This is a genomic window from Permianibacter aggregans (assembly GCF_009756665.1).
GTDB classification, from domain to species: Bacteria; Pseudomonadota; Gammaproteobacteria; order Enterobacterales; family Permianibacteraceae; genus Permianibacter; species Permianibacter aggregans.
In genome coordinates this window covers 4,056,050-4,081,404 of the sequence record NZ_CP037953.1, presented here as the reverse complement: position 1 = coordinate 4,081,404, position 25,355 = coordinate 4,056,050, and the positions used below count along the sequence as shown (strand labels likewise).

At 53.3% G+C, this 25,355-nt stretch carries 17 protein-coding genes; 8 read left to right on the top strand and 9 right to left on the bottom strand.

Annotation, left to right across the window (positions count from 1 at the left end; all coding sequences use genetic code 11):
* Positions 1 to 4: 4 nt before the first annotated feature.
* The 9 genes from E2H98_RS18400 to E2H98_RS18360 form a co-directional block, all read right to left on the bottom strand.
* Positions 5 to 8,032 carry an FG-GAP-like repeat-containing protein gene (locus E2H98_RS18400; protein WP_133587211.1) on the bottom strand — a complete coding sequence of 2,676 codons (8,028 nt, stop codon included), beginning with the start codon at positions 8,030 to 8,032 and terminating at the stop codon, positions 5 to 7.
* Between the two features lie 138 nt (positions 8,033 to 8,170).
* Complete coding sequence (locus E2H98_RS18395; protein ID WP_157591463.1) at positions 8,171 to 8,686, bottom strand: chitinase N-terminal domain-containing protein; 516 nt, start codon at positions 8,684 to 8,686, stop codon at positions 8,171 to 8,173.
* A 31-nt stretch (positions 8,687 to 8,717) separates the two neighbouring features.
* Positions 8,718 to 9,026, bottom strand: coding sequence for a hypothetical protein (locus E2H98_RS18390; RefSeq protein ID WP_133587207.1), 309 nt, complete (start codon positions 9,024 to 9,026; stop codon positions 8,718 to 8,720).
* Positions 9,027 to 9,051: 25 nt separating this feature from the next.
* A complete protein-coding gene (locus E2H98_RS18385) occupies positions 9,052 to 9,390 on the bottom strand; it encodes a hypothetical protein (protein ID WP_133587205.1) in 339 nt (112 codons plus the stop codon).
* Positions 9,391 to 9,820: 430 nt separating this feature from the next.
* Positions 9,821 to 10,153 (bottom strand): hypothetical protein, encoded by a 333-nt coding sequence (locus E2H98_RS18380; RefSeq protein ID WP_133587203.1) that lies wholly within the window; start codon positions 10,151 to 10,153, stop codon positions 9,821 to 9,823.
* Positions 10,150 to 10,668, bottom strand: a complete 519-nt coding sequence (locus tag E2H98_RS19230) for a hypothetical protein (protein WP_198325341.1) — start codon at positions 10,666 to 10,668, stop codon at positions 10,150 to 10,152. Before E2H98_RS19230 ends, E2H98_RS18380 begins: the two co-directional genes overlap by 4 nt.
* Positions 10,669 to 11,724: 1,056 nt before the next feature.
* Positions 11,725 to 13,614: a DEAD/DEAH box helicase gene (locus E2H98_RS18370; RefSeq protein ID WP_133587201.1), complete on the bottom strand. Its 1,890-nt coding sequence runs from the start codon at positions 13,612 to 13,614 to the stop codon at positions 11,725 to 11,727.
* A 681-nt stretch (positions 13,615 to 14,295) separates the two neighbouring features.
* The gene (locus E2H98_RS18365) at positions 14,296 to 15,012 is read right to left on the bottom strand and encodes a pseudouridine synthase (RefSeq protein WP_133587199.1); all 717 of its coding nucleotides are present in this window, start codon (positions 15,010 to 15,012) and stop codon (positions 14,296 to 14,298) included.
* Positions 15,005 to 16,021, bottom strand: coding sequence for an alpha/beta fold hydrolase (locus tag E2H98_RS18360; protein WP_133587197.1), 1,017 nt, complete (start codon positions 16,019 to 16,021; stop codon positions 15,005 to 15,007). Before E2H98_RS18360 ends, E2H98_RS18365 begins: the two co-directional genes overlap by 8 nt.
* 152 nt (positions 16,022 to 16,173) lie before the next feature.
* Here E2H98_RS18360 and E2H98_RS18355 point away from each other — a divergent pair, with 152 nt between their 5' ends.
* From E2H98_RS18355 to E2H98_RS18320, 8 genes are all read left to right on the top strand, one after another.
* Positions 16,174 to 17,328 (top strand): cupin domain-containing protein, encoded by a 1,155-nt coding sequence (locus E2H98_RS18355; RefSeq protein ID WP_157591462.1) that lies wholly within the window; start codon positions 16,174 to 16,176, stop codon positions 17,326 to 17,328.
* 46 nt (positions 17,329 to 17,374) lie between these two features.
* Positions 17,375 to 17,842 (top strand): GNAT family N-acetyltransferase, encoded by a 468-nt coding sequence (locus E2H98_RS18350; protein WP_133587192.1) that lies wholly within the window; start codon positions 17,375 to 17,377, stop codon positions 17,840 to 17,842.
* Between the two features lie 64 nt (positions 17,843 to 17,906).
* Positions 17,907 to 18,419 (top strand): DUF7931 domain-containing protein, encoded by a 513-nt coding sequence (locus E2H98_RS18345; protein WP_133587190.1) that lies wholly within the window; start codon positions 17,907 to 17,909, stop codon positions 18,417 to 18,419.
* Positions 18,416 to 19,171 (top strand): hypothetical protein, encoded by a 756-nt coding sequence (locus E2H98_RS18340; protein ID WP_157591461.1) that lies wholly within the window; start codon positions 18,416 to 18,418, stop codon positions 19,169 to 19,171. Before E2H98_RS18345 ends, E2H98_RS18340 begins: the two co-directional genes overlap by 4 nt.
* Before the next feature lie 55 nt (positions 19,172 to 19,226).
* On the top strand, positions 19,227 to 20,597 hold the full coding sequence (locus E2H98_RS18335; protein WP_133587186.1) for an MATE family efflux transporter: 1,371 nt from the start codon (positions 19,227 to 19,229) through the stop codon (positions 20,595 to 20,597).
* Between the two features lie 45 nt (positions 20,598 to 20,642).
* Positions 20,643 to 21,350 carry an epoxyqueuosine reductase QueH gene (locus tag E2H98_RS18330; RefSeq protein WP_133587184.1) on the top strand — a complete coding sequence of 236 codons (708 nt, stop codon included), beginning with the start codon at positions 20,643 to 20,645 and terminating at the stop codon, positions 21,348 to 21,350.
* 46 nt (positions 21,351 to 21,396) lie between these two features.
* The gene (locus tag E2H98_RS18325) at positions 21,397 to 23,013 is read left to right on the top strand and encodes an amidase (RefSeq protein WP_198325174.1); all 1,617 of its coding nucleotides are present in this window, start codon (positions 21,397 to 21,399) and stop codon (positions 23,011 to 23,013) included.
* 13 nt (positions 23,014 to 23,026) lie between these two features.
* A complete protein-coding gene (locus E2H98_RS18320; protein WP_133587182.1) occupies positions 23,027 to 25,192 on the top strand; it encodes a S46 family peptidase in 2,166 nt (721 codons plus the stop codon).
* Positions 25,193 to 25,355 lie beyond the last annotated feature (163 nt).

Here is a 25,355-nt window from a genome sequence, read left to right as displayed (position 1 = left end):
GCTTTTACTCCAGAACATTGAAGTGTGTAACTTGATTGTACTCAGCTTGGGTTCGCCCCATTTGCTTGCCATTTTCAAGAATTTTGTTGTTCGGGATATTGCCAGAAAGATCTAAGTAGGCTCGCTTACCTTGAATGGATGGATCAAAAATTCGAAAGTACTTACCGTTAACGTCCTCAACGACTTGTATCCCTGTTTCAGAGTTCGCATAGATACGCTTCCCTTTGTCAGTCATTGAAATGACTGGATTTTTACCTGCGAACTGCTCAACAGCATCTGAAAGACTCGCCGAAGCCCAACCTTCACCATAGGCAGCAGCTCGCTCAGCACCTTTATTAGTAACGCTTGAAGTTCGCATACGAATCGGCGCTTCGGCCTGCAGTGCAGTACTAACCTCTGTCATTTCAAGAGCAAATGCAACTGGCGCTAACCTTGCTAACAAAACAATCCCTGTTACACCTGCGGCCAAGCCTCCTCCAATTGCCGCACCTGTTGCCATTGCCTGATTATTTTTATCGAATTCTTCTTGAGAGATAACACCGTAATCACGTTCTGCAATATTGCGCGCAACTTGTCGTTCTCCGCGTGTATCACCAAGAGTGGCATACCACGGAATCGAACTTCCTCGATCACCGGCCTCCTTCCTTTCCGTCCCCCCCTTCGCATTATTATTCTCATCAACCTTAACCTCCCGCACAGTAACGGTAGGCGTAAGCTTAATACCAAAGAAGGCGTACAATTCATCGCGTTGCCGCTGTCTCAAGCCGCTAATTCCCGCCATGTCGTCAGACATCTGCGCCCGAACCGCATCCCCGCCCTTCTTACCATTACCTCCCATCACCCATCCGAGGCCTTTGCTTTCCAAAAAGCCCAGGAACGAGAATTTCTTATTGTTACACGAAGCATCAACCGAAATACACTCACTGGTATACCCCGTCGGATCCGTCCCCGCCAACGGATTATTCATCACGTACGAATACGGATTCAACGACTGCGAATTCAGCGGCGCCTGCATAAACGGGTCCACACCCATAAACCGACCCAACTCCGGATCGTAAGTGCGCCCGTTCATGTGAATGACACCGACCGAATCAATATGATCATGACCAGTATAACCTCGGCTGGTGACGCGGCTGAACAAGCCTTTCTCGGTATTGGTCGTACCATCCCGGGTACTGTCCAGCATCCAGTTACCAGCACGCGGCTTCCCAAACGGATCGAAACCTCGCCGTTCTACCACCGCGCCACCAGCATTGGTGATGGTTTCCACCGAGCCCATACGGTCCAAGTGCAGGTAGCGCCATTGGAAACACTGCGGCTTGCCGTTCTGCGCTTTTTTGTACATCAACTGAGCGTTGCTACCGAGATAATGCTGCTCCTCTTCAGTGGTCACGCCATTTTCCGTGGTGAACTTCAGCTCAAAACCTTTTCCGAGTTTGTAGATTTTCTCGGTTTTGCCACTGCTGATGTGCTTTTCAAACCAGCGCTCATTGCCCTCATCGTAAGCAAACGCAGAGCTGGCACTTCCGCGAGTAATGCTGGTTGGTACCATCTGATGATTGTAAACACTGGTTCGAGTGTGCGCCGCCAGACCGCTAGAGCTGGTTAAGTTGCCATTGGCATCGTAAACGTATTCGGCAACCAATTGTGATTTGGCGGCATCGGCCCAGGCTTTGTGGGCCTGGTGCGGATTGCCGGTGAGCGTGTAGTCGATGACTTTGGCAAAGTCGGTTTTCTCGATCAGATTACCCAGTTGGTCATATTGGTAGCGGTGCGTCTGCGTTAGGTCCGGAAGGCCGCCGCCAAGCACCGCTGCCCTGTGACTGATTACCAGACGCATCCGTCGGTCGTAACCAAAACTTTCAGTGACGTTTTGAATGACGTTGTATTGACCGCGCAGGTTTCCGTAGTCGTCGTAACCAAGCGAGGTGCCATTAGGCGCCGTGCCGGCATAGTTGATGGCCTGCTTATTGCCGGCGCTGTTGACATTACAGTTGGCGGTGGTATTGACACAGGTGGAGGTAATGCGACCGGTCTGAGCGCTGAAATTCTGGGTGCCGTGCAGGCCATTGCCGTAACGAGCCGATACGACATTGCCAAAGGCATCCAGATCAAGCGCGGCATAGGGGTTAATATCCTGGCCATTGGCATTGACCGTTGTGGACGGAAAACCTTTGCTGTTGTAACTGGTGGTGACCGTGCCGCGATTGTTAGCGAGGTTAGAGGTCTCGGGTAAATCGTTACCATTGTAGCCCTGAGTGAAACTGAAGTTACGCGAGGCTTCCCCGCTTGGACTCAACGTGAACTCCGAAAGCCTGACCAAACCTTCCGCATTCAGAGTGAAGGTTTTGCTGATAGTGCCGGTGCTGTCGGTTTTGCTGGTTGATTCCAATGGTAACGCCGTGATGCCGACGTTGCTGTCGACCCGGTTACGACTGTAGTTCCATGAGGCGACTGGCGTCACGGGCTTGCTGTCGGTGAGCGCTTCAGAGCGCTTGAGTATCCGCCCGCCATCATCGTAGTCAAACCAGGTGCGTTGACCTTTGGCATCAGTTTGCTTGGTCAACTCACCCCAAATGTTGTAGTTGAAACTCCAGGTACCGCGCTCGGGATCGGTCATTGAGGTTTTTTGGCCGATATCGTTATAGGCGGCAGTGTTATTGACGACGACGCCACCGCTGGTGGTGCGGCTGATGCTGATGGGATTGCCGTTACCGTCGTAGCGGAAAGTGGTGGTCAATGGCGCACCGTGAGTGCCTTCGCTACCTTGATCAGTGGTTTGCCACCATTGGCCCAGTGCGTTCTTGATGCGCTGTACCTGATAGTGACTATTGGTTCCGATCTGAACATCCGTGACCAGACCTCGGTAGTTATATGTAACGTTCAAGCCGCTACCATCATTGGGCATGGACTTAATGCCAGGACGATCCAAGGCATCAAAGTTATGAAAAGTCGTCCAACCGCTGATGGCGTTACCATGGAAATACGGCACGCTTTGCCGCTTGACTCGCCCTTTGGCATCGTACTCGGTATCGACGTTGATGAAGCGAGCGGCCGTAAGCGGGTCTTCGCTTTGAACACGCAGCACACGATTAAAGGCGTCGTACCAGGTGGTTTGCGTCGGTTTGACATTGGGATGGGTATTTATCGTTTTATAAACGGCCGCTGGCAGCTGTGCTTTCTCCGTACTCGTTGCCCATTGGTATTCCGTGGTTGCCGCGTTACCGGTGCTGACACGGCCTTCCTGCTGAGCGCTGATAGCGCGACCGAATGCATCATAGCGAGTGACGAGCTGATTCTTGAATGGATCTGTAGCTCTGGTTACTTGTCCATGGGTGGCATCGGTAACAAAGGCGGTACGTTGGCCCAAGGCATCGTCTGCATGCTCGACAAAGTAGCCGTCAGTTCCCCAATAGGCCGCTGAACGACGAAACTTGCCAGTGTCGCTGGCCGCATAGGTTTTGGTGGAGTCAACGTTACAGTAGCTGTCGTAAGTCATTTCGGTGACCAACTGCAGCGTATTGTTCGACTGGTGCCCGGACGTAGTTTTTTCCGGTTTCCGGCAGTTTGTGTGCCACGTATTGATTGTTGTCAGCTGGGTTTTGCTGTTGGCTGTCCCGCCAACTGGAGTCGCGGTTTTTGTGGTGGTTTCGGTCGACAACTTATTCAGCCACCAATCGGTCCAGTTTGGCAGGAATTGGCGAGTGATTGAGGTGACATGAGTTTGATAGCCATCCGTCACCGTGGTGGTGGCAGACTCGACGTTGCCGAAACCCGAAGGCGCGCTTTGTGTTGTAACGGTGCGCCCCATGGAGACACCGTTGAACTCAAACGATTCACTAGTTTGGGTTTCCAGCCACGGCAAATAGGTCTTGTTATCTTGCAAGGCAGTTCCGGAGCGAAGTGACAGTACACCGTTGTCGCGAGGCGTGGCTGGGCCAGTCTCCGGGCCTTGCCAACGCCAGTTGCTGGTGGTTTTTGACAGCACGGTATTACCCAGCACAAGGTTACCTGGCCCGCGTCGAACTTCTACATCAATGACCTGCCCTGCCAACGGAAATTTTTGGCTGAAAGTGGTAATGGTCTGAATGGTTGTGCCGTCATCACCTCTGGCTTGCTCGGTGATAATTTGGCGAAAACCTTGTACGCCGCGACCGGCGTTGTGATACATGTTCTCTCGATAACCATAGTGAGTGCTTTGTGCAGGGACTGCGGGGCCACTTACATGCATGCTACTGACTACGTACATGCTGGAAGTGAAATAGAAGTGGTGACCATCTTTTACCGCCAACCGCTGTGAATCATTTGCGGGTATTGAGTAGAGCGGAATTTGGTTTGCATTTCTTCCAGCGCTGTGGGAAATGGGATGATGGGTCCACTGGACCTGTTTGCCCATACCGTCGGTAACGGCGGTCAACAATTCAGTGCCATGCTTGAAGCGCTTGATATGCCAGCCATCTGGCAATGGCGAGCTGCCTTGAAAATAGGCCACCCAGGAATTGACGTCGTCGTAGTATCCGCCAGCACCTGAACGCACTGACCAGATGATTTCAGATTGACCGTCGCCATCTAGATCGATCACTTGTGGTGCACGCGGCCCCATGATGTAGGTTTTTTGCAAGCTGGCTGCAATGCCCGGGTCGTATAAAGTGCTGGAAATCGTCTCACCATCAAAATTGAACTGAATAACTTTCCAGGCATACAAGCCAATGTCAGCCTCTTTCAGATCATGAATTGCTGGCTGCGTAATATAGGGTTGATGAAGCTGGTCGCCGCAATAGGTTTTTTCTTTTCCGTTCAGCATCACCTCAGCACAGGCGGCGACTAGTCGGCCAGTCGGCAGGAACAGTTCTTCTTTGCCATCGCCATTGATATCAATGGATGACAGAGATCCCCAGAGCCCCTGTAGCTTTGTTCCAGAGAGTTGAATGCCCGTATCGCTGCCAGTGCTGACACGAGAACCAAAGCGCTTACCGTCGTTAAATCGCACATACCAATATGCGGTACCAGAGCTGCCATTGACAAACTCGGGAGCAATATAATCCTGTAACCCATCACCATTGATATCAATGAACAAATACTGATTTTTCGACATATCCGTGGGCAAACCCAAATCCCACGAATTGACTACGTTATCGAATGTCACCACACCGTTATTGATCGAGGAGAAAACAAAACGCAAATCGGTAACTTGCACCTGACCGCTCAGTCGGGAATGCGTCAGCTCCACATCCGGTATGCCATCACCATTAAAGTCCTTGATCTGATACGACTCCAAGGAGTAGCTAGGTGCGTCATATTTTAGCGTCGCCAAGTCTCGCCAATAAGTGAAACCAGGACTTGTCGTACTTTTGTTGTGGACAAAAAGCTTTAGACACTTGCTGGAGCCACAGTTGTCACGATAAAGATAATCCGCAAACCCATCGCCATTCATGTCTGGTACGACGTGACCAAACATAGGATTGACGACACTTGCAGGCATACTTACCGGAATGACGGTATCCTGCCGCACACCATTTTCAAACTGGAACTGGATCAGCTCCCATCCTCCTGATGAATTCTTGCGCAGCGAGTCCATACGACCATCAAGATTCAAATCCTGTAAGTCGGGGCGTCCATCACCATTTAAATCCTGAATACTTCCCGCCTGGCCGACGCCGACATAAGCCTTAGCGTCGGTCATATTTACAATTGACTGTACCTGGTCATTCTCATTCAGGAAGAACGCGTAAAATTTGGCATTTGAAAGACTGACATTGGCATCTTGAATTTCCGCGCCGGTAAGCTCACGTCGGCCATCGCCATTGATATCGTAATACTGATTGAACTGTTGGATGGCGTCATTCTGCAATGCAGCCGGAACAGCTACTGTTGAGGCACTAACGGCTTGATTGTCCCAAGTGAACGAAATGGCAGGTAGACACTGCTTTGCTGTACCGTCAACTGGGTACGCGCATTCCTGGACCCCTGTGGCGATTGAGTTATTTGATGAAGCAGAGTTCACGTAAAAAACACTGTACTCTCGAACCAAGGCATTCCCAACTTTCGTGACAATTGACTCGAGTCGTTTTGTAGAGACAGTATATCCGCCAAGGTGGAAGTGTTTAGACTTGTCGGTGCGAGTGACATAGTTAAACTCCACTAAGCGATCACCCTGGACACCGCCACTTCCAGTGTATGCAATACTGGCAACCACCAACTCACCCGCTGAGCTGGTGTAATTCCAATCAACCGTGTTTACGCCGGCAAGATCGCGCCAGCGCGTTATATGCCATGACATTGGATAATTATGTGAGGCATACGAAAACGATTGACCGTACTCTCTGACATCGCCATTCTGAAAGTGGACTTCGAACCGTGCTGAGGCGCTGGACATTCCGCCAAACTGCTTTACCCGCACTAAGCTTTCTAATTCTGTTCGATACGTCGCACCTGACTGACCATATGTGCCACTTTCCAGGATCAGTAGAGAGCCATCGAGGCAAAGCCGGTCACCGTCATCCAGCATGACACTACGTGTGTAGCCAACTTGGGCAACAGAGCTTGCGCATCGGTGAATACTGGATTGTCCTGCATTGAGGGACCACCCCATCCCTACAACACCGTTTCCACTCCGGGAAGAATATGACAGCGATATTTCAGGTTGCTTTCCAGCCCTCCCTGGGGGAACGGCGATTGGTATTTGGTAGCTTGCTGCACCACCTGATACACCGCCATCTCCAGACGTCGTGCCTACACTCTGTGCCAACTCCGGACCAGCTTTAAAGGTTGAGACATTCGCCAATAGGGAGCTTGAGGAGGCGGCATTAATTTTAGGAGCAGAAGTACTGGCTACTCCACTTAGCGTAGCTGAGCTAACAGAATTCACAGACTGATTTTGCAATGAGCTCGAAAGAACTGATTCGAGTTGCACCGTAGATTTTAACAATCCGAGTGCCCGCAATCGTGACTCGATGGCATCTCTTCTTGTTTCATTAGCCATCAAAACAGTGGCATTTCCGTCCTTGTAAATTAGAACAATGTCATCCATGCCATCAGCATCGAAATCGCCGACTAGTACATCTTTGATATCATTCAACTTTGGAATAAAATTAATCTCGTTGGTGATCGCCGAAAAGCCTTTGCCATCTGAAGGCACTAGCGCCGACCTTTGCTTGTTGTCGGTGGTCAAAAGGAAGATGTCATCTTTGCCGTCGCCATTGAAGTCACCGACCAACAGACGGTGGTCTTTCGGCAACCAGGACAAACCCAAATGGTCGTTTGGCAATGATTGTTGCAGAGTATCAAGCAAGCTGTTCTTGCTGTTGATATGACTGACATAGCCCATGGTTTTCGGTTGCAACAACAGCTCGCTTTGGCCATTGCCGTCAAAGTCGCCGGCAAAAACGTTGTAGTTGCTGCTGGCCCAATCGAGGCCTAAATGCTGGTTATCAAAGTCAAAGACGATGGTGTCGAAGGTGCCTTGCTCGCTTGCTAGTGATACCCCGTGACGGAAGTTGTTTTTATGACCTTGCAGAAACACGTCATCGCGCATGTCGCCGTTGAAGTCGCCGACTACAAGATTGTGATGCGCTTCATCCCAGCGGAAGCCTTGATGGTAATCGCCAATGGTTTGTACGGGTTTACCGAACAGGCCGTCGAACTCGGCATGCATGATTTGCGACATTAGCCCGCTGAATTTACTTTGCAGCAGCACATCGGCGGCGGCATCGCCGTTGAAGTCGCCAACAATCAGGTTGACGTCTTGACGGTTCCAATCCAATCCCAAGAAGCCATCTTTCCAGCGCTGGACATGGGCGCCGGCACTGCGCACCAATTCGTGTTCATCTTCTTTGCGGCCCTGCCAGAGCACATCAGCTTTCTGGTCGCCGTCGTAATCGCCGACCAGCAGTTTGTGGACGCCCGATGCCAGTTTGGAATCCAGCGTTGTGGCGTTGGCCATGGCGGCAGCCAGTAAGCCAGCCAAGGTAAAACCAATGGCTTTTTGTGGGGTGATTTTCGCCAAAGCAAGACTCAGTTTGGTCTTATGCATGTTTTTCTCCACAAAGAAGCGCTTGTATGAGAAGCGCTGATAATCCGTTTAACTGTTGTTTTCAGAGGGTTTACCCCTCTCCCGGCGCTTCGCGCCACCCTCCCCCACATGGGGCGAGGGTTACTTATTCGTTCACTTTTAGCCGCAGTCCACCGATTGGCCGCAATTACCTGAAACGGTGCGTTGACTGTTCAGCGTGCAGTAATTGCTGTTCACACAGATCTGGGTTTGTTGGTTAGTGCGCGGATCGCATACACCTAGGTTTTTCCAGGCAGAGGTAATGACGGTGGTGCCAGCACCAGCCGAACAGCCCGAGGAATCACAGGCGCGCACTTCAAAGCCGATGTTGCCGTCGGCATTGATGGCGTTGAAATAGGTATTGCTGCCGACTGATTGCCACTCAGACCAGACACCGTTAACAAAGAGACGTACTTGGTAATACGTCGCGCCGGATACTGCGTTCCATTGGAACGATGCCGTGCCATCTGCGGAAGTGGTGCGAGACGGCACCAAAAACGATACCGGCGCATGGATTAGCACCCAAGAAAATTTGGTCATGCCGGTAGCATTGGTGATGACCGGGGTGGCGGGAGCTGAAAATGACGCATTCGCTAACAGCATCGACGCGACCAGCGACAGCACGGATTTTTTCATTGACATTTGTCTCTTATGGAATCTCATTTGATTACATCGCCACGATTCGATGGAGCTTATGTGCCGTTGCACCAGAAAATGTATAAACCTCTGGATAGCAATGAACATTGGCAGTTCTGCCGGTCGTATATAGCGTCATGACCAGTGCGTAATTTTTGGCGTCAGCACTTGGCAGGTAACAGGTTTTTCCAGATGAAAGCGTGAAAAATATGGGATTGCCTTCGCCTTCCCATTGCATGACATGAGTCACTTTCGCTGCGTCACTGTATATCCAGTTTGCGTGTACAACCATCGAAACAGACCAAACCAGAACCACCAGAAAACATTTTGCTATCGTCATGATTTGCCCCTTAGCGTTTAATCGTTTACCGGTGAATCATCACGTAATATGGCACAGGCGCATTGCCATAGGTCGGAATGGTGGCGCAGGAAGGAATGTCGGAGTACTGAATGGTCGTTTGCCGATTATCTTTAACAGCCTGAGCGACTTGAGAATACCAACTTGAGCACGTAACCGTATCGGTGACGCCATCTGAACCCTTCAGATTACAAATGCGAATATGGTCGTTACGCCAAGACGGCCGAGTAAACACGTTGCCGTGTATGTCTATCCATACTAAATCCAGCGTGCCTACACACCACTGAGGCGCAGCGTTTACGCGCGCCACCACAAACAAAAGCGCAAATAAAACCAGTTTTTTCACTAACATCTCGTTTTTCGCCAATTGAACCATTCAAATCTTATTGCAGCCGAGAGAAAGCCAGGTGTGCTACGTGGACCGACTTAGCAACCAGTAATAGGGCAAACCTCAATCCATCGAAGGTCTTCTGCGTTCATCCACAAATTGCAGGTCCCCATCCCCTTTACGTTATATAAGTTCTTCCCAGTGGCGAATGCCGTAAGCACAACGGATGCGTGCGCGCTATCTTTGTGAACGGCAAACCGGCCAGACGTAGCACATGCGGGACGACTACTTTCGGTATTTCCACTTATCTTTAAGAGGATGGCGTCATTAACAGATGCTATATGCACGACTTTCCCTCCCATGCTGTCGCCACTTGCCACTACATTTGCTGTAGCTGTAAACAATGCGAACGTAAACGAAACTTTTGAGAATAGGGAAACTGCGCTAGTCATTTCAGATACACCTCCATAATCTGACACCCGGTTACCTGAACATCGACATTGACTTTCGAAATCACTGCAGCCGTCAGCACCGATACCAGCGACTTACCACCGGGACTCGCCTCATCAAAGTGAATGGTTGGGTTGCCTGGCGACTGTTGCTGGCAGGCCGGTACGGTGCCGGAGGAAAGCCAGACAAAGTGAATGGTATTGTGTTGGTAAGTACCAAACTGGACGACTTTGACGTCACGCACCCACACGGTTTCGGGATTGGCGCTACTCGCGATGGCATAAAGCGCCAAGAGGGGAAGCAGCAGGATGCGGATAGCACGAGTAATCATTGCAGTATTTCCACCATTTCAATTGACTCACCATCACCCCAGCGCGAGCAATCGCCAGTGCCTCGCACAAACACGGGTTTGCCCGTTGCATGAGCCTGCAGCAGCATCGCAAATTGTTTTTTGCCGGTTTCGGAATTTTCGTCTTTGATCATCATGTAGTCGTAGAGTGCGCAAGCAGGTTTGTTTACCCGTGGACCGGTGAGGTTTATCCAGACCAGGCCGTCACTGGCACGAGAACGAACAGCGGCTATTTGGCCGTCGGCGTGACCGGCGTAGGCTGAAGGCATATGCAGGGCGCCAAACAGAAGCGCGAACAATGGCGCAATTACAGACGTTTTGCCCTGATTGAGAACCGCCTGGATTCCCGCTTTCGTGGGAATGACGGCTGGGTGTTTGAGATTGCAGAGAAAGGCCATTGGATTAGTCCACAATAAAGGCATATAACGGTTGCTCGCGATCGCCCCAGGAGTTGCAATAGTTTGTACCTTGGACGTGAAGTCGTTTGCCTTGAGCATGGGCAGTGAGCACCAGGGACATCATGTTCTGACCGGCAGGGTTATTTAAAGAAATTGCCCATGTGGCTAGGGTCTGTGTTGCGCAAGCCGGAGCGTTTTGGTGGGTACCTGCGGAAAACATGAATACATTTGCTTCATTAACCAGCGGATTTTTAACCAAGCCCTCACTGGCACCGGCTTGAAGCCATGCGCTGAAAAATAATGCGACACCTGTCGCTACAAATCGCAATGACGATTTGGAAAGGAGTTTGATAGGAGAGCGAAGCGATCTGAATGCCGCTAAAGCACGATGAGTACACGACTGCCAATCCCTGGTCATCATTGCTTCCCTTCCCACAAGATAAATGTCCGAGCTTATTGGCGTAGCTGGTAGGCGGTGCTCGGTAATTTCCGCGTATTCTGCTTATCTGTGATTCCAGGTCAAACAAAAATTTGTAGCTTTTTGGTGCATACAGATACAAAACGATACATCGTTGCGATTTTGCGTCGTGCATCACATTTTTATAGAGGTGAAACCTTACCTTTCGCTTCGGGATCTGTAGCCTTGTCCGGGCTAGGGCTTTACACCCGCGTTCTATCCCTCACCTAGCCTCTCCCTTTTGAAAAAGGAAAGGGGTCCATGCATGTGCAGACGCGAGCATCCCGGTAGTTCTGCTTTTCTGCTCTACATTGGCTTCGGAAGAATAGCTATTTTTCGCGGGAGCTTGTCGGGCTTCGCTTTGCTCAGCACCGACCTACGATTGCTTGGGATTCTGGGTTAATCCCTCACCTCGCCTCTCCCTTTTGAAAAGGGAGAGGGAGCCATACATCTATATGTGCAGACGCGAGCATCCCTGTAGTTCTGCTTTTCTGCTTTACATTGGCTCCGGAAGAATGGCTTATTTTTCGCGGGAGCTTGTCGGGCTTCGCTTTGCTCAGCGCCGACCTACGGGTTAGTTGAGCGTTGGGGTTAATCTTTCACCTTGCCTATCACTTAAAAGAAAGGGAGAAAAACAGGAAATAAAAAACGCCCGAAAGGGCGTTTTTTATTGCAGCGAGTGACACCGCTAATGAGGATTAAAACTCGTCGCGACGACCTGCGTTGGCGACACGGAACTCCGGCTCGCCTCGTTCGCCATGTGGACGACGTGGGGCGTGGTGGCCGGCGTTGGCTTCTGGATGGGCATCGAACGAGTGACCGAACTGAGCAGCGCGGCGTTCGCGGCGGTTTGGCTGACGTGGCGCATCGCTGGCGAATTCTGCTTCTGGGCGACGGCGGCTGACCGGGCGATCACCGAATTCACGCTTTGGGCGCTCGCTGTCGAATTCGCGACGCGGGCGCTCGCTATTGAACTCACGACGCGAACGATCGTTGCTGAACTCGCGGCGAGGACGGTCGCTGTTGAATTCACGACGTGGGCCGCGCTCTTCATTGGAGCGTTCGCGACGACCGCTGCCTTCTTCACGGTTGAACTCGCGTGGTGTATCACGGTTGACGCGGAAACGCGGTTGCTCGTTGCTGGCTACGGCATCGTTGCCGGCAAAACGCGAACGCTCGCGGCGCGGACGAAATTCGTCGTTGCGGCTTTCGTCGCGACCACGCGGGGCATCATTGCGATTGCGCGGAGCAAAGAAACGATCGGTGCGATCGCGGGAAAAACGTTTGTCGCCGCGCTCGCCATCCGGCACGAATACACCGTCTTCGCGGTCGCGACCACGACCTTCGAAACGACGACCACCGCCATTGCTGCGACCGCTGTTGCGGCCACCACGGAATTCGCCACGACCATCACCGCGACCACCACCACGTGCTTCACGAGCAGGACGGCCACGCTTGGGCTCAAGGCCATCGACTTCGATTTCTTCGAATTTGCGACCCAGCAGTTTCTCGATGCGGAACCATTTGCGCCAGTCCATCGGGCTAATCAATGACACGGCTTCACCGCTGGCGCCACCACGACCGGTACGACCGATACGGTGGACGTAATCTTCCGGCACCATCGGCAGTTCGTAGTTGAACACGTGAGTGATGCCACGTACATCCAAACCACGAGCGGCAACGTCAGTGGCCACCAATACTTTTACGCGACCATCGTGCATACGCTCGATGACGCGGCGACGGTGTTGTTGTTTCATGTCACCGTGCAGCGACATGGCTTTGATGTTGGCGGCTTTCAAATCGTCAGCGAGATCGTCTGCACCGGTTTTGGTGGCGACGAACACGACGGCTTGATAAACCTCATCACGGTTAATCAAATGACGCAGCAAGGCTTGCTTATGGCTGTCGTCATCGGCGGCATAAACGAGCTGTTCGATTTGCGCATGCTCGGATTTGACGCCGGCAATTTGAATGCGCTCTGGGTTGTTCAGAATGTCACGCGCAACGCGCAACACTTCACCTTCCAGCGTTGCCGAGAACAGCAGCGTCTGACGATTTTCCGGCAGTGCGGCAGCAATGGTTTCGATGTCTTCGATAAAGCCCATGTCAAGCATGCGGTCGGCTTCGTCGAGCACCAGCATTTCCATGCGGGAAAAGTCGATGCGATCTTTGCTCATGTGATCCATCAGTCGGCCTGGGGTGGCGACGATGACGTCGAGCGTGCCTTTCAAGGCGCGTTCCTGATGGAAGTAGGACACGCCACCGACGATAACAGCGGTTTTGACGCGGCAGAATTTGGAAAAGGATTGAATGGCTTCGTTGATCTGTTCGGCCAGTTCACGGGTTGGCGACAGAATCAACAAGCGTGGGCCACGACCGCGAGCGGCTTCGGTGGTCAGCATTTTGTGCAGGGCCGGCAGTACGAACGCGGCAGTTTTGCCGGTGCCGGTTTGCGCCGAGGCCATCAGATCGCGGCCTTCAAGCACCAACGGAATGGCTTGCGACTGGATTGGGGTGGCTTCGGAAAAGTTCAGTTCTTCAAGCGCGCGCATGATGCGCTCGTCAAGATTCAAGCTGGCAAATGACATGTGGTTCCTAAGTTTTAAGTGGCCGTTTTGGCCTGGTGCGGTGTCTGCCGTTTTGAATCTCGACAGCCCCCTCTCCCCTGGCCCCTCTCCCACAAGGGGAGAAGGGAAGGAGGTGAAGAGCGGCTTACGCAAACCGAAGCCATGCGCACGCGCATCGCTGATGTTCGCAACGATTCAATTCTGGGCGGAAATACCGCGAGTGTGTTTTGTGTCTACCGATTCTTGGCTAACACGCCTTTCGGAAACGGATGCTTGCGCATTGAGTCCGGAACGCCGCCAAGCCGATAGCCTGTTTGAGCATCATCAACACGGGTGTTGATGTGAAAAATGACCTTAAGCCATTGAACAGGAAAGAGGATTGGTGAGGCATAACCCTGCCGCATTGCAACAGGGGCGCGCACTATAAGGGCTATCGTTGGAAAAAGCGAGGATTAATTTTTGAGCAATTGCCCCGTTAGAGGTGGGACGATTGTTTGAGCTAGTTTGTTTGCATGCATGTAAACCTACCGTCCCGCTGCACTTTGTAGGTCGGAATTCATTCCGACAACCAAGCATGCAAGCTTTCCCATGCAAGGACGTTGTGCGGACAATTCCGCAGCCACCATCTCTCGCCCGATGTCGGTCAGTGTATGGGACAGGTGCGGTAACCGTCATGAATTGCTTGTGCGAATGAATTCGCCCCTACCTTAAACCCAACTTTTCTATCGCGGTCTGAAAGCTGGCTTCGACCGGGCATTCCAGCGCCACACGCGCACCGGTCGAGGGGTGATTGAATGCCATCGCCGTGCAAGCCAGCAACATTCTTTCTATGCCCAGTTGCTCACGGAACAGCCGGTTGTGATTGCCTTTGCCGTAGCGCACATCGCCGATGATTGGATGGCTGATGTGCTTCAGATGGCGGCGAATTTGGTGTCGCCGGCCAGTTTTCGGTTTGGCTTCGACCAGGGCGTAACGGGCTTCCGGGTAGCGATCGATGGCAATCGGCGAGCTGAACGTTTGCAAGCGCTTGAATCCGGTCAACGCGTCCTGCGCTTCAAACTTCTGTCTTGGTTTGTCGTAAGGGTCTTTGATGCGCGTCAGCGGGTGGTCGATAACCCCCTGCTCCGCCGGCCAGCCGCGAACGATGGCCCAGTAGGTTTTATCGACCTGCAATTCGGCAAACTGAGTCATCAGACGCTGGCAGCTTTCGCTGTCGAGTGCGAACAGCATTAGCCCTGATGTGGCTTTATCCAGCCGATGCGCCGGGAAAACCGGCTTGCCAATCTGGTCGCGCAACTGTTGCACGGCGAAGCGGGTTTCGTGGCGGTCGATATCGGAGCGATGCACCAACAAGCCCGCCGGTTTGTGGACGGCAACGATATATTCATCCTGATAGATGATGTCCAGCGCTTCAGACAATGCCGCTTTCCATTTGCCAGTCGTCGATAAAGGCCGGGCGGTTGGCGTCCCTGAGACTCAACAGGCCATTGCCCCACAAGCGGGTTGGAATCGCCAGGCGGTCGATGGCGCCTTCCAAGGTCATGGCCAAATCGCGGGCGAATACCCGGTCGCCGATATGCCAGGAATGATTGAAGGTGCCGAAGAACACGGCGTTTTTCGGGTTGATGGTATTGAAATAGTCACCGCAATGCACGTTGACCGATTTGGGGTGGGCGTCGAGTGGCAAGCCTACCCGGCCGGCGCGTGGTGCTACGCCCAAGCGTTTGGCGTTGGAAATGCCGAGTACCGAATCAAACGGGTTGGCGTAATTAGTGAGCCGCATGATGCGACTGAACATCGGATTGCTCCACTGCGATTCTCTCGACAAGGAACTGGCCGCGACATCGCCACCAATAAACGCCACCTGACCGATGCGCCAGTCGGACTTAAATAGCTCACCATCCTTTTCGGCTTGAACCAGCGCTTCCATGATCACGAAGGCGCCGGTGGAATGGCCGAGCAAATGTATGTTGGTGCCGCAGCCGCCTTCCTGGCCATTGGCGATCAGCTTGATGCCGCCGCGCACCAGCTCGATGGCAACCTTTGAGGCATCGCGCCGGTCTTCCAGATAGTTGAGTGTCGAGTCATTGCTCGGCCAATCGAAACCAATGACCAGGCCATTCCAGCCCTCGGCCCGTAGGTCTTTGGCCAGTTGCCGCTGGCGTTTCATGATCACGTTCAGATCATTGTTATAGCCATGGATGAACACCAGTACGTCGCCTTGCGGGCTGATCGAGCGGGTGTTCGGGTTGTTGTCAGCCAGTGTTCGCACTTCCTTGATCCAGCGCTCGCGATCGAGCCGATTGCTTGCCGCATGCGCCGGCAGCGGAATCGGTTGATCGGGCGGCACCCGCAAGTAACGAACCGGACCCGGTTCGGCGATAAAGGCATTTTTCTTGATGGCGCGAGCGGTGATGACGTAATCCATAACGGCGCTTCCTGTGAAACCAAGGTACAAGAGCGCTACGATAAAGCGCCGGTGATCCCTGTCAAGCCCATGACATGCCGATCGGCGTTTTGCCATACTACGCGGCCTTGTTACCCGGCCTCGCCCGCCCCTGTTATTTGGAAACCCTGACTGTGAAGTCCCCGTTCGGTGAAATCAGCGTTGAAACCTTCTTTCGTGACTACTGGCAGAAAAAGCCGCTGCTGATCAAAAACGCTTTCCCAACCGACTTGGCCGCGACCACGCCGGAAGAACTGGCGGCGCTGGCCATGGAAGAAGAAGTCGATGCCCGGCTGGTGCAGCATGACCCAGAAAAAGACAGCTGGCATGTTGATTACGGCCCTTTCACCAAAGCCGCCTTGCGCAAACTGCCGCGCGAGAATTACACCTTGCTGGTGCAGGCCGTGGATTATTTTATTTCCGAAGTGGCGGCATTGAAGCAGTCTCTGAACATGTTTCCGCAATGGCGTTTCGATGATGTCATGGTCAGCTACGCGGTCAAAGGCGGCGGTGTCGGTCCGCACCTAGACCAATACGATGTGTTCTTGATTCAAGGGCTGGGCCGTCGTCGTTGGCTTGTGGCCAACCCCGATTATCCATCGGTACCCAATGACAAAGTGAAACTGCTGCGGCAGATCGAACCGTTTACACCGAGCCTTGATGTAATCGCCGAGCCGGGCGACATGCTTTATGTGCCGCCGAATGCGCCACATTGCGGCACGGCGCTGGAGCCTTGCCTGACTTATTCGATTGGTTTTCGGGCACCGGCGCAGGCCGATATTGCCGCCCGCCTCGCGGATTATTTAACCGAGCAGGAAATGGATGGCGTTCGCTATGCCGACCCGGAATTGCAAGCCGCCATGGATTCAGCACAGATCAGCGCAGCGCAAATGCAAAAAGTCAAAACGCTGATGAGCGCACTCATGAATGACACAACAGCCTTGGAAAAAAGTTACGCGGCGCTGGTCACGCAAACCCGTTTCTCACTGACCCCTGTAGCGAAAAACTGGAGCAAAGACAAACTGATTGCGGCGCTGCGCAAAAACAAAACTCTGGTACGGGATGACAACGCCCGCTTCGCCTGGTTTATTGGCCAGGACAAGGCCGTGCACTTGTTTGCCAATGGACTTGAGATTCCCGTGTCAGGCATCAGTGCCGAATCCGCACAGTTTTTGTCTAATACCACAGAAGTAAATGCCGAAGCCGTCGAACGCTTTGCCGACGATTTGTCATTTCCGGATCTGCTGACTACATTGTTTAATGCAGGGGCGTTTCAGCTCGCAGCTTGATGCGTCTGCAAAAAGTGTTGAGTAAAATGAGGGATTGGCAAGTGGGATGAACGGTCGTTTTCGCGTACTGCGGGTCGATTGGCAGGATATGGGCGCCGTACTGGCACTCGTTCGCGAAAAGGTGTTTGTCTACGAAATGCGAAACTCTCCTGATCTGGAGCTTGATGGTCAGGACCCGGCTTGTTTTCATGTGCTGGCGGTAGCCGAGAATGGCGAAGCGATTGGCACCGGCCGCATGGATAAATCCGGCGTCATCGGCCATATCGCGGTGCTGATGCCGTGGCGACAGCTCGGTGTGGGTTCTGCACTGCTGGAAGAACTGATTGCCATCGCCCGCGACAAACAACTGCCCCACGTCAAACTACACGCCCCGCTCGACGCCAAAGCCTTTTACGAAGAACACGATTTTCACGCCGCCGGCGCAGTTTACATGGATGCCGGAGAGCCGTTTGTCACGATGCGCTTGCAACTCCCCACCACACCGCTCATCAACCGTCTGAATATCGTCTACTGAGTCAAAATCGCGTTCGGCGGCAAGTGTTACACTGCACTCAAGTACACCACACCAGGAAATTCACGTGGACAGCGAATTGACCGAAGCCACACTCGGCACCGATGCCCGCTTCGCCGTGCGTAGCAGCGCCGAGAATCACCAAGCCTGTGTGCAATTGCTGAAAGCAGCCAAGCTGGAGCTGAAATTATTCACACGCGATTTGGACAGTCGCGTGCTGGATTATCCGGATATTGTCGAAGCGTTTTCACAGCTGGCGCGTTACTCAAGGCAAAGCAAAATTCAGGTGCTGATCGTTGACCCGGAAAGCCCGCTACGAAGCGGTCATCGCCTGCTTGATTTATTTCAGCGGCTGTCGAGCAAAATTGAAACCCGCAAAGTGCATCCGGATTACACGCAACTGCCATTCACGTTCATGACCGTTGATCAACGCGGCTTGTTATACCGCAGCAACGCCGCCGAATACGAGGGTGAAGTCAACTTCAATGCGCCGTTGCCGGTCAAAGAAAAAAACAAACAGTTTGATGATATCTGGCAGCAAAGCGAACCGGTTTCCGAATGGCGGCGGCTGTATATATGAGAATCGTTTTCCTGCTCTGCTTGCTGATTGGCAGCGTGCTCGCTGCCGAGCGCAGTTTGCGCGTTATCGAATTGAAATCCAGCCTTGCCGCGCCGGTGTTGGAAGTGATTCGTCCGCACTTGCCGGCCAGTGCTGGCGCCAGCGCCGTCGACAACAAACTGCTGCTGAATATCAGCGAAGACGAATGGCAGCGCATCAAACCCATTATTGAAAAGCTGGATCAGGCACCGGAGAGCCTGATGGTTTATGTGCGGATTTTTCGCGGTCAGGCAGCGCAACAACGTCGATTGCAATGGCGGGTCGCAGCCGATTCGGAGCGCGGCGTTGACGCCGACTTACAGGGCCACTACAGCAGTAATCAATCACGCGATTTGAAACAACAACAAGTACGCGCATTGGCCGGGCAGCCGGCGTTCATCCAGGTCGGCGAAGAAATTCCCTACCTGACCTTTCATGCCAACCGCTATGGCGGCGTTACCGTCGGCACCGAGTTCAAAAATACCGGCACCGGCTTTTATGTGTTGCCACGGCTTATCGGCGATCAAGTCACCGCTGTGATCAATCCGGAGCAGGTTTTGCCGCGTGGCGATGGCCGCTATCAAACTGCTGTGCTGCAAACCGATGTACGCGGCGCACTCGGCCAATGGCTGTTGATCGGCGGCGCCCAATCAGACAGCGACCATCGCGGCAAGAGCTATTCCACCGCTCGCGACAACTGGCTGGTTGAATTAAAAGTGGAAAAATCCCGATAGCCGACACTGGTTGAACTGGCTACCATACTCGCCCCGAGTTGGAGCCTTTCTCACCATGTCCGGCAACGCCACCAAAACCGAATTAAAACAGCTTTCGCATTTGGCGGCGCCGCTGGTCATTGCCCAGCTGGCGCAAACGGCGTTGAATACCGTTGACACGATCATGGCCGGCCAGCTGAGTGCCGAAGCGCTGGCCGCAGTGGCCACGGGTGTCAACCTGTTCGCGACCTTGTTGTTGTTTATTCTTGGCGTGTTCCTGGCGCTGAATCCGATCATTTCCCAGCACAACGGCGCCCGCGACAACGACGCGATGGCCGGCACGATACAAAGCGGCTTGTGGTTCGCGCTGCTGATCAGCGTGCCGGTGTTCTTCTTGTGGCGAGAAATCGACATCGTCATGGATTGGCTGGCCGTGGAACCAAGTATTCGACCACTGGCTGCTGAATACGTTGACGCGCTGTCCTGGGGCACACCGTTTTTGTGGTTGTTTCTGGCGCTGCGTTTTTGCAATGAGGGATTGTTCGCGACCCGCGCCGTTATGGTCATCACGATCAGCGCAGTGCCGCTAAACGTGTTGTTCAACTGGATATTCATTTACGGCAAATTCGGCATGCCGGTGCTTGGCGCTGTCGGTTTGGCCTGGGCGACCAATCTGGTCTGGTTCCTGATGTTTGTCAGCATGCTGGTTTATACCGCGACGGCGAAACGTCATGCCCATTTGCGAGCGTTTCTGCAATGGAAAAAACCGGATTGGACACGCATCAAGGACATCGCCAATACCGGCGGCCCGATGGGTTTATCGTTCTCGCTGGAAGTGCTGATGTTCGCGATGATCGGCCTGATGATGGCGACCTATGACGCCGCCACCGTCGGTGCCCACCAAATCGCGCTGAATTACGCCTCACTGACCTTCATGATCCCGCTTGGCATTTCCAATGCGATTACCGCCCGCGTCGGTTATGCCGTTGGCGAGCGCAATCCGGTTGCCGTGCGCCGCGCTGGCTGGGTCGGCATTGCCTTTGCCGGCTCCATCGCCACCTTGTCGACCTTGTCGATGTGGCTGCTGCCCTGGCAAATCACCGCCGTGTATACACCGGATCTGGCGGTGCAGACCTTGGCCGTCGGCTTCTTGTCGATGGCAGCAATATTCCAGCTATCGGACGCGATGCAAGTCACCGCCGCCGGCGCCTTGCGTGGTTTGAAAGATACCCGGATGCCGATGCTGATTAGCCTGTTTTCCTACTGGATTATTGGTTTTCCCACCGCCTGGTTGCTGGCAAATTATACCAGCCTTGGCCCGACCGGTTACTGGGCTGGCATGATTGCCGGTTTGAGCACCGCCGCGGCGTTGTTGAACTGGCGTTTCAAACGTTTGTCGGGACGTTGGCAACCACCAGCACGCCACATCAGCAACGCAAGCGTGTAAAATACCGGCACTCAAGCGCACTGATACCCGTGAATCGTATCGCCAATGAATAATTTTTCGCTGAACGACGTCGAACGACCGAAACTGGAAACGCCAAACGGCAGTGACAGCATTTTGCTGCACTCCTGCTGCGCACCCTGTGCCGGTGACATCATGGAAGCGATACACGCCAGCGGCATTCAGCAAACGATTTTTTTCTACAATCCGAATATTCATCCACGTGAGGAATACGAGATCCGCAAAAACGAAAACAAGCGTTTCTGCGACAAACTCGGTATTCCGTTTATTGACGCGGATTACGACACCGACAACTGGTTTGAACGCGTCAAAGGCCAGGAAAACGAGCCGGAGCGCGGAGCCCGTTGCACCACCTGTTTTGACATGCGTTTCGAACGCACGGCCTTGTACGCGCACGAACACGGTTACACACTGATCTCCAGCACGCTTGGCATCAGCCGCTGGAAAAACATGGAACAGATAAACGACTGCGGTGTGCGCGCAGCTGCCCGCTATCCGGAAGTGGATTACTGGACCTACAACTGGCGCAAACAAGGTGGCGCCGCGCGGATGATTGAAATCGCCAAGCGCGAGCAGTTTTATCAGCAGGAATATTGCGGCTGCGTTTACAGCTTGCGCGACACCAATCGCTGGCGCATGTCACGCGGCCGTGACCGGATCAAGCGCGGCGTCAAGTTCTATGGCGCCGACGAAATCCATATCAAGAATATTGCCGAAGACAAGCCGAACGACTAAACCCGCTCGGTTTTCAGCCTTTTAAAAACTGAACGGAGGGATTGCCGTGCATTGGCTTAATGCGGTATTACTTTGTCTTGTGTTGACCGTCACCGTTGGCTGTGAACAAAAACCGAAACAGGCAACACCACCGCCTACTCCCGCCTATTCGGTATTGAACAAATCCATCAGCGAGCTGCGGAGCGATCTCGACGCTGGCAAGGTCACCGCCGTCGAATTGGTTGAAGCCTATGCCAAACGCATTGAACAGATGGATGATCAGGGCCCGACATTTCGTGCGGTGATCAGTCTGAATCCTGACGCCAAAACCATCGCCGCGCAGCTCGATGCCGAACGAAAAAATAGCGGCATTCGCAGTCCGCTGCATGGCATTCCGATCATGCTGAAAGACAATATCGACACCGCCGACAAGATGCCGACGACAGCCGGCTCGCTGGCGCTAAAAAATCATTTTGCGCAAAACGACAGTACGGTCGCGAAAAAGCTACGCGAAGCGGGCGCCATCATTCTCGGTAAAGCCAACTTGAGCGAATGGGCGAATTTCCGTTCCAGTTTGTCAACCAGTGGTTGGAGTGCCATTGAAGGGTTTACTCGTTACCCATTCGATCCGCTGCGCAATACTTGTGGCTCCAGTTCCGGCAGTGCCGTTGTCGTGGCGATGAGTTTCGCTGCCGCTGCTATCGGCACTGAAACCGATGGCTCCATCGTATGTCCTTCGGGAATGCAGTCATTGGTTGGCGTCAAACCCACCGTGGGTCTCGTTTCCCGCGCGGGAATTATCCCGATTGCCGAAAGCCAGGATACGGCAGGACCGATGACCCGCACGGTCGAAGATGCCATTCTGATCATGAGCGTTATTGCCGGTAGCGATGGACGTGATCCAGCCACCAAACAGGCCGATGTATTCAAAGCTCAGTATCGTTCTTCACTGCGTGTCGACGCCCTGAACAACACCCGTATTGGCGTGCTGCGGTTTGCCTTGCCAAGTCATCCGGAAGTCAAGGCGCAGTTTGAAAAAGCGTTAACGACCCTGCAAGAAAACGGCGCCAAGCTGATTGATATAGAGAGCGTCGACGGCCTCGATCAGATATATCACGATGAATTTCAGGTATTGCTCAGCGAGTTTCATGACGGCATCAATCGTTATCTGGCCGACACCGATCCAACCCAGGTCAGCACCCGCAGCCTCAGCGATCTGATTGCATTCAACGAAGCAACGCCGGCCGAGCTGCAGTATTTTCATCAGGACTTATTCAAGCAAGCTGTCGATGCCCCCGCAATCGACAGCAAGGAATACCAACAGGCTCGCGTACAAGCACAGAAAAAAGCGGGTCCGGAAGGTATCGACAAACTGCTTCGTGAACATCATCTCGATGCACTGGTCGCGATTACCAACGGCCCATCGTGGATGACCGACACGGTCAACGGCGATCATTACACCGGCGGCGCCAGTACCTTGCCAGCCGTGGCGGGTTATCCGCATATCACGGTGCCGCTTGGTAGCGTGCGTGATTTGCCAATTGGACTATCTTTTATTGGCACTGCCTGGAGCGAAAGCCCGCTGCTCGCCATTGCTTACGCCTTTGAACAAAAAATGCCGGCGCGCGTATTAGCGCCGGATCCAGACATGCCACTTTCCCCCACTGACAACACTATTCAATAAAAGAGCACCGTCAATGAAAATGAAAACCTGCCTGAGTGTTTTGTGTTTATCTCTTGCGCTTACCCCGGCTGCACAAGCCGATGAAGGACAATGGCAACCGCATCAGTTGCTGGAACTGAAATCCGAGCTGAAGCGCATCGGCATTCAAATCCCGGCAGAAAAACTGGCTGACTTAACGAAAGCGCCGATGAACGCGATTGTTTCATTGGGTGGTTGTTCGGCTTCGTTTGTGTCGCCGAAAGGTTTGATTGTCACCAACCATCACTGCGCTTACGGCGCCATTCAGCGCAACTCCACAGCCGAGAAAAATTACATCGCCGATGGTTTTGTCGCAAAAACAATGGCCGATGAACTGCCGGCTGGACCGAACCAGCGCGTCTACGTTACCGACCAAGTTACCGATGTCACCGCTGAAGTTTTGAAAGGCATTGATGCCACGTTGCGCGGTAAAGCCCGCCACGATCAGATTGAGCGCAATATCAAAGCCTTGATTGCCCAGTGCGAATCCTCACCGGACTATCGCTGCGCCGTGCCAAGCTTTCACCGCGGTCTGGAGTTTTACTTGATTCGGCAATTGATGTTGCGCGATATCCGCTTGGTTTATGCACCATCTGAAGCCATTGGCGCTTACGGTGGTGATATCGACAATTTCGAGTTTCCACGCCACACCGGAGATTTTGCCTTTTATCGCGCTTACATCGGTAAAGACGGCAAGCCTGCGGATCCATCACCGGATAACGTGCCCTACGCCTCGAAAGATTATCTGACCGTTTCGGCCGAAGGCTTGAAAGCCGGCGATCCGATTTTGCTGGCCGGTTACCCTGGCCGCACCAGTCGCTACAAGTTGCCGGAAGAAATTCGCTTTGCCCGCGACACCGATTACCCGATGCGAGTAACCGATTATCAGCGCGATTTACAGGCAATTGCCGATGCCAGCACAGACAATAGCGAATGGTCCGTGCGCTATGCCGCAACCGTCAAATCGATCAATAACCGGATGAAAAAACTGCAGGGTTTGCTCGATGGTTTTGGCCGCAAGGATGTGGTCGCGATCAAGCAGCGACAGCATCAGGAATTTCTGGACTGGATTGACAAGCAGGGTGATGCCGAGCGCTACCGCGCGATGTTAAGTCAGCTTGATGAACTGGTTGCCAAAGACCAAACCCTGACGCAACAGGAGTTCGTGCTGTCGCTCGCCACCTCCAGCGATATGCTGAGTGCCGCCTCGACGGCGTATCGTCTCGCCAAAGAAAAAGAGAAACCGGATGCCGAGCGTGACAGCGGTTATCAGCAGCGCGACATTCCGTTCATCAAAGCCCGCTTGCAGCGGATGGAGCAATCGCTGGTGCCGGAAGTGGATCGCCGCCGCTGGCAGTCTGCGCTGAATCGTTATCAGCAACTGAATCCGCAGCAGCAACTGATGGCCGTCAACAAGATCATGCTGTTGCCGCGCAAGGATCTGAACAAATGGCTGACCGAGCTGTATCAGCATACCCAGGTTCAGGACACGACGTTTCGTTTGAGCTTGCTTGAAGAACCCGCAGCCGCATTTACCGCCAGCAATGATCACCTCGTGCGTTTGGCCGTGATGCTTTATGACATTCAGGACACTTTGCGTGAACAGCGCGAGCATCTTGACGGTGATTTTGATTACCTGATTCCCCAATACATGCAAGCGGTCATCGCCTGGAAAAAATCACAGGGCAAACCCGTTTACCCGGATGCCAATTCGACATTGCGGGTGACCTACGGCACCGTCGCACCCTACTCGCCAGCTGATGGTCTGACGAAAGGACCATTCACCACCGTCGAAGGCATCGCCGAGAAACACACCGGCAAAGGTCCGTTCGATGCACCGGATGCGCAATTACGCGCCATTGCGGCCAAGCAGTTTGGTGTTTATCGCGATCCGATTCTGAAAACGGTTCCGGTCAATTTTCTGTCATCGGCTGACACCACCGGCGGCAATTCCGGTTCAGCCGTCATAAACAAACGCGGTGAATTGATTGGTCTGAATTTCGATTCGACTTATGAATCGATCACCAAGGACTGGTATTTCGACCCGGAGATCACCCGAGCCATTCATGTCGATATCCGCTACATGCTGTGGGTCATGCAGGAGCTCGATGGCGCCGAGCATTTGATCAAGGAAATGACGGTCAAGTATCCGAAGAAGTAAGGGCGAAAACTCCCGGAGTCTCGAAAGCTACAGAACGGCTGAGATTATCTTTGTCACTCCCGCGCAGGCGGGAGTCCAGAAAGTTTGCAGATAGACAACTGGATTCCCGCCTGCGCGGGAATGACAGAGTCGCTTCACTGACTGAAGCTGACATCGCCCGGCA